The sequence below is a fragment of the Kiloniellales bacterium genome (assembly GCA_030064845.1).
Lineage (GTDB): Bacteria > Pseudomonadota > Alphaproteobacteria > Kiloniellales > JAKSDN01 > JASJEC01.
In genome coordinates this window covers 1-5506 of record JASJEC010000120.1, presented here as the reverse complement: position 1 = coordinate 5506, position 5506 = coordinate 1, and the positions used below count along the sequence as shown (strand labels likewise).

General features: G+C 66.0%; 4 protein-coding genes. All 4 read right to left on the bottom strand.

From position 1 onward, the window contains the following. Positions 1-545 (bottom strand): pilus assembly protein (locus QNJ67_23595; protein ID MDJ0611977.1); only part of this gene is annotated, 545 nt, incomplete at its 3' end. After that, positions 542-1987, bottom strand: coding sequence for a pilus assembly protein TadG-related protein (locus QNJ67_23590; GenBank protein MDJ0611976.1), 1446 nt, complete (start codon positions 1985-1987; stop codon positions 542-544). The genes QNJ67_23595 and QNJ67_23590, both read right to left, overlap by 4 nt. Positions 1988-2465: 478 nt before the next feature. Beyond that, the gene (locus QNJ67_23585; protein MDJ0611975.1) at positions 2466-3626 is read right to left on the bottom strand and encodes a hypothetical protein; all 1161 of its coding nucleotides are present in this window, start codon (positions 3624-3626) and stop codon (positions 2466-2468) included. A 110-nt stretch (positions 3627-3736) separates the two neighbouring features. Next, a partial coding sequence (locus QNJ67_23580) for an FAD-dependent oxidoreductase (GenBank protein MDJ0611974.1) occupies positions 3737-5506 on the bottom strand: 1770 nt, incomplete at its 5' end.

Sequence of the window (5506 nt, the reverse complement as noted above, 5' to 3'; positions counted from 1 at the left end):
GACAAGGGGACCTTGCCGCCCTCGCCCATCATCGAGTCGAGCAGGCCGGTCATCATGGGCATCTCGTAGGTCACGGTGTAGACCACGACCTCGCCGCCGGAACCAACGCCGGCCCGGCCCATGTCCTCGTCCCACTGGCCGTTGCAGTTGATGTCGGTGAAGGGCTCGCCGCCGTCGTATGTCTCGTTGCCGTTGATGTCGTCGAAGGGCTCGGGCACGCCGATCGAGGTGAAGTTCGGGTAGACCAGGGTGCTGATGTCATCCTCGGTGATCTTGACCATGCCGGCGCCGTTGGAGTTGATCACGTCGACGACGTAGCCCTCGCGCGTGCCCGACGGTGGCGGCGCGCCGGTCAGGCCGTAGCGCGCGGCCTCGCGCAGGCCGCCCTCGAGCAGCGTGTTGCCGAAGAAGATCATGCCCACCTCCAAGGTGCCCACGGCCAGCAGCAGCATGGCGGGGGCGATCAAGGCGAACTCGACGGCGGCCAGGCCGTCCGAGCGGCGTCCGAGACGCGCGAGGCGGTGGCGGAGAGCAGCAATCATCATCGCGAGATCCTCAAAGCTGACAGATCGTCGGCGATCTCCTCGAACGCGGTGTTCAAGGCCTCGCCGTTGGGCGCGAAGTGGTAGTAGGGCGCCTTGGGCTTCGAGGCGACCCTTTCCAGAAGTTCCCGCAGGGGGCCGCTGCTGTTGGCGAACTGGATCACGTAAATCTTGATGCCGCTGTCCTTGACGCTCTGGGCGACCGCCTCCAGGCGGGCGTTCATGCCGTCGGGACCCGCGTCGTCGCCTGTGCCGAAGGCAGCGTCGTAGCCGTCGTTGCTAGCGCCGGTCTGCGCGCCGTCGGTGAGCAGGACGATGGCGCGCTCGTGGAGGCCCGTGGGGAAAGGATCCGCGTCGGCGAAGGGCTCGCCCGGCGAGACCACGCGCCAAGCCCAGGCCAGACCCTGGGCGATGTTGGTCACGCCTTGCGGGCTGGTCAGGGCGGTGATCGCGTCCTCGATCTCGGTCCGCTGGTCGGTCAGGCGGGTGATGCCGTGGCTCAGGCAATCATCGTAGCAGTCTTCGCAATCCGAGTCGCTATCATGTATCGGCTGCCAGCCCAGCCAAGCCGTGCCGTCGGTCGTGGTGAGCGGGCCGAGCCGGTTGTCCGCGATGCCGTTGGGATTGTTGAGCGAGTTCTTGTAGCGGGCATAGATGCAGCCGTTCCAATTGCTGTAGGGGCTTTCCAGAAGGGGAACGGGCGTATTGTTCGCGTAGTAGAGCTGGGTTTGAGAACTGCCCTCCCAGGGGTTGGTGAAGCTCCCCACCGACGTGGGCGAGGAGGAGCTGAACGTCGTGCCGTCCTCCCAGACGTTGACCGCGCCGTTCCAGGGCACGAGGCCGATGGTCAGAAGGTCCGAGGCGGTCTTGTTGCCGTAAAGCACGTCGACCAGGGTGAAGGCGGCTGTCCGGGCGGCGGCGATACGCGTGCTGAACGTGCTCATATCGAAGAAACCCATCGAGCCAGACATGTCCATGGACAGCACCACGTCCATGCTGACGGTCTCGCGGGTGATCTGGGTGCCCGTGCCAACCTCCACGGAATCCCTGCCGAAAATGCGCATGAAGGTGGTGCCCATGGTGGCGGACGCGCTGACATCGATCGTGCCGGCGACGAGGTCGACGTCCGCTTCGGTCAGGGTCACGGTGGCGCCCATGTAGCCCGGCGGGAAGTTGGCGTCGAAGTACTTCCGGATCTCGGCGTCGATCTTCTTTTCGTCCTTGACGTGCGCGGCCGCCAGCATGGCGGCGTCGAGGGCGTCGCCCATCCGGGCCTTCACCAGGTAGCCGCGCCCGGAGTCGATGGTGAGGCCGATGATGCCCACGATCGGGATGGTCAGGACGGCCAATAGCGGGAAAGACGCCCCGCGTTCGCAGAACGGTAAACGACGGTATGCGGCCTTCAGTCGCCCCTTCCAAGCCGCAAAATCCGGTGACCAGCGCATCGCTTACCTCTCCATAACCTTGTAATCGTTAGAGCCACGCTATTCGAGAAGGTTTAAGGACTATTAAAACTATCTGGTAAAAATCCAAATACTCTCAGTTTTTTTGTATACATTTGTTCTAGCAATTAAGTATATATCTTAATATCAATAGTATTTATTTGAGATCTGAGACGTTTTTACTCCCCACGGCCCCTTATCATGGCCGCTCGGGAACAGGGCCTGGATGCCCGGATCACGTCCGGGCATGACAAAAGGGGGGTGGACGGGCGAGCGACTGACAGGGCTTCGCCGGCTTCCCGCGCGCGGCCCGAAGAGGTTCTGCCGATAGTACACCCACCTGTCATGGCCGGACGTGATCCGGCCATCCAGGGCAACCGCAGGTTCGGACGCCAAAAGGTCTGGATGCCCGGATCACGTCCGGGCATGACAAAAGGGGGTTCGACCAGGCCGCTGTATCCTTAGAAGCCCGGTCCGCCTTTCAGTTCCGGCTGTCAGCGCAGGGGTCGCCTTGCGGTGTTTCCACACGCGCGATGCGGTCACCCGTCGGCGTTCCGAGATAGAGGGCGTCGCCGAGGTCCACGGCGACGGAAGGAAAGCCAGCGGCACGTTCGGCGTCATGGGCCAGCACGACGCATTCCTCCAGATCCTCGGGATCCAGGGAGAGAACCTTGAAGGGCGCGCCGCAGTACCCGCTCTCGAGGTTTTCTCTGCACGGCAAGAGGCGAAGCGGAGACACCGTCGATCCCGCGGTCAGCAATCGGCCGTCCCGCGCCCAGGTCAGGTTGTCCGGCGTGATCGCAAGCCTTTCCGAAGCCACGGGCGGCCTTTCGCCGCTGGTTATCCGGAACACACGGCGGTCTATGTAGGCCGAGAAATAGAGGTGCCGACCGTCGAGACTGATGGCGACCCCGTTGGGCAGAGAGGACTCCGTTCCAGGTACCTTGCACCAGCGGTCCGGCGAACCTGACTCCCGGTTGCAGTCCCAGCGGTCGCTCGCCCAAGCCCAGACCTCGCCCGTATCCAGGCCCAGTGCCGCTCTCAGGACGAACCAGAACGAGCTCCCCATGTTGGTGACAACGAAGCCCTCGCCGTCGGGCAGCGCGGCAACGTCGTTCGGTCGCGTGTTCTCCGGCAGCGGCACGCAGCCCCGCCAGCCCAAAGTGGGTTCATCCTTCGACGGGAAGACCTCGAAGAGATCGATCCGCTCCTGCGCGCGCGCGTCTTCGAGCTCGAAGTGATGATTGACGACGAGAAGCCTGAGCACGCCGTCCCGCTCGACGATATCGATGCCGTGGGGACGGAAACCCTTCGGGTCCTGGGGCTGTTTCGAACAGGCCTCGTCACCCCAGACCTCGCCGTCGATCGTCAGGGAAAGACTCGCCTCGCTGCGCTTGCCGTCCGATACGCGGTAGAACACCAGCCTGCCCGGCACGTCCTGATTCTTGTGCCGAAACTCGCTGACGACCAGCCAATCGCTCCCGACCACAAGGGCGAGGTCTTCGGGATTGCCGAAACCGGTAATCGGGGTGATTCCCGCAGCGGGCTCCGAATCGTCGCGGACCGGCACGCAGGCGCTCGTCAGCAGCAGGGCGCCGGCGAGCAGCGCCGCGGCGCCGCGTAAGAAGCTTACCTGGGCCATGAGTCGCCGCCTGAACTAGTTGGCCTCTACCTATCAACCCCGTGACACCCGTCGATATGGCAAATGCCACATCTCGTCGCGGCGGAGGCGAAGACGCAGAAGGGCGCCGGTCAGCCGCGCATGCGGCTGCCCTCGGGGTCGAACAGCGCGGCCTCGCTGCGCGCCGCCGGGTAACGCTCGCCCAGGATCTCGACCTCGAAGGCGCCGCCGTTGACCGCTTCGCTCGGGACGTAGGCAAGCGCGATGGACTTGCCGACGACATTGCCGTAGCCGGCCGAGGTCACCCAGCCGACCACCTCGCCGCCGTGCCAGACCGGCTCGTTGGCGACCGCGTCGAGGCCTTCGACCGCGACATCCAGGGTGATCAGTTTGCGCGCCGGGCCCGCTTCCTTCTCGCGCAGGACCGCGTCGCGGCCGACGAACTGGTTCTTGCGTAGGTCGACGAAGCGGTCGAGCCCGGCCTGCAGCGGCGTGTAGTCCGGGGTGAACTCCCGGGTCCAGCTGCCGAAGCTCTTCTCGAGGCGGAGCGAATTGAGCGCGCGGCCGCCGAAGTGGCGCAGGCCGAGATCCTCGCCGGCCTCCAGCAGCGCCTCGTAGAGCGCGAGCTGGAAGTCGGGCCGCACCCAGATCTCGTAGCCGAGATCTCCGGTGAAGGTGATGCGGCCGACCATGGCCGGCACCATGCCCAGCTCCATCCGGCGGAACGACAGGAAGGGGAAGGCCTCGTTGGAGAGGTCGTCGTGGGTCAGGCGCGTGAGCAGCTCGCGCGACCGCGGCCCGGCAATCGAGAAGCCGGTCAGCTCGCTGGCGACGCAGCGCAGGGTCACGCTGCCGTCCTCCGGCAGGTGGGCGTCGAACCAGCGCAGGTGGTAGGTCTCGGCGATGCCCGAGCCGAGGATCAGGAAATCCTCGGGGCCGGCCTTGGCGATGGTGAAGTCGCCGATCAGGTGGCCGTTGGGGTTGAGCATGGGCGTCAGCACCATGCGGCCCTCGCGCGGCATGCGGTTGGCCATCATGCCGGAGAGCCAGACCTCGGCGCCCGGCCCGGTCACCCGGTACTTGCCGAAGCTGGAGGTCTCGATGATGCCGACCCCTTCGCGCACGGCGCGGCACTCCTCGGCGACCGGCCCGAAGGCGTTGGACCGGCGGAAGGTCGGCTCCTCGTAGGGCTCCATGCCCTCGGGTGCGAACCAGAGCGCCGTCTCCAGCCCGTAGGCCGCGCCGAACACGGCGCCCTTCTCCTTGAGGCGGGAATAGACCGGCGTGGTGCGCAGCGGCCGCCCGGCCGGCAGCTCCTCGTTGGGATAGGAGATGCGGAATCGGCGCGAGTAGTTCTCGCGCACCTTGGCGTTGGTGTAGGCCATCGTCGCCCAGTCGCCGTAGCGCGCCACGTCCATCGCCCAGACGTCCATGCCCGGGTCGCCGTCGACCATCCAGTTGGCCAGCGACAGGCCGACGCCGCCGCCCTGGCTGAACCCGGCCATGACCGCGCAGGCCGACCAGTAGTTCTTGAGCCCCCGGACCGGGCCGACCAGGGGGTTGCCGTCGGGCGCGAAGGTGAAGGGCCCGTTGATCATCTGCTTGATGCCGGCGCGCTCGAGCGGCGGGAAGTGGCTGAAGCCGACCTCGAGGCTGGCGGCGATGCGGTCGATGTCCGGCGGCAGCAGCTCGTGGCCGAAGTCCCAGGGCGTCTCGCGCTCGGCCCAGGGCACGCCGTCGCGCTCGTAGGTGCCCATGAGCGCGCCCTTGCCCTCCTGGCGCAGGTAGATCTCGCCCTCGAAGTCGATCGCCTTGATCATCTCCTTGCCGTGCTCGGCGACCTCGGGCACCTCCTCGGTCACGATGTAGTGGTGCTCCATGGCCAGGAGCGGTAGCTCCAG

Bases quoted from the DNA above. Each gene is read 5' to 3' on its own strand.
- QNJ67_23585 (MDJ0611975.1), bottom strand. From the start codon at position 3,626: ATGGCCCAGGTAAGCTTCTTACGCGGCGCCGCGGCGCTGCTCGCCGGC.
- QNJ67_23590 (MDJ0611976.1), bottom strand. From the start codon at position 1,987: ATGCGCTGGTCACCGGATTTTGCGGCTTGGAAGGGGCGACTGAAGGCC.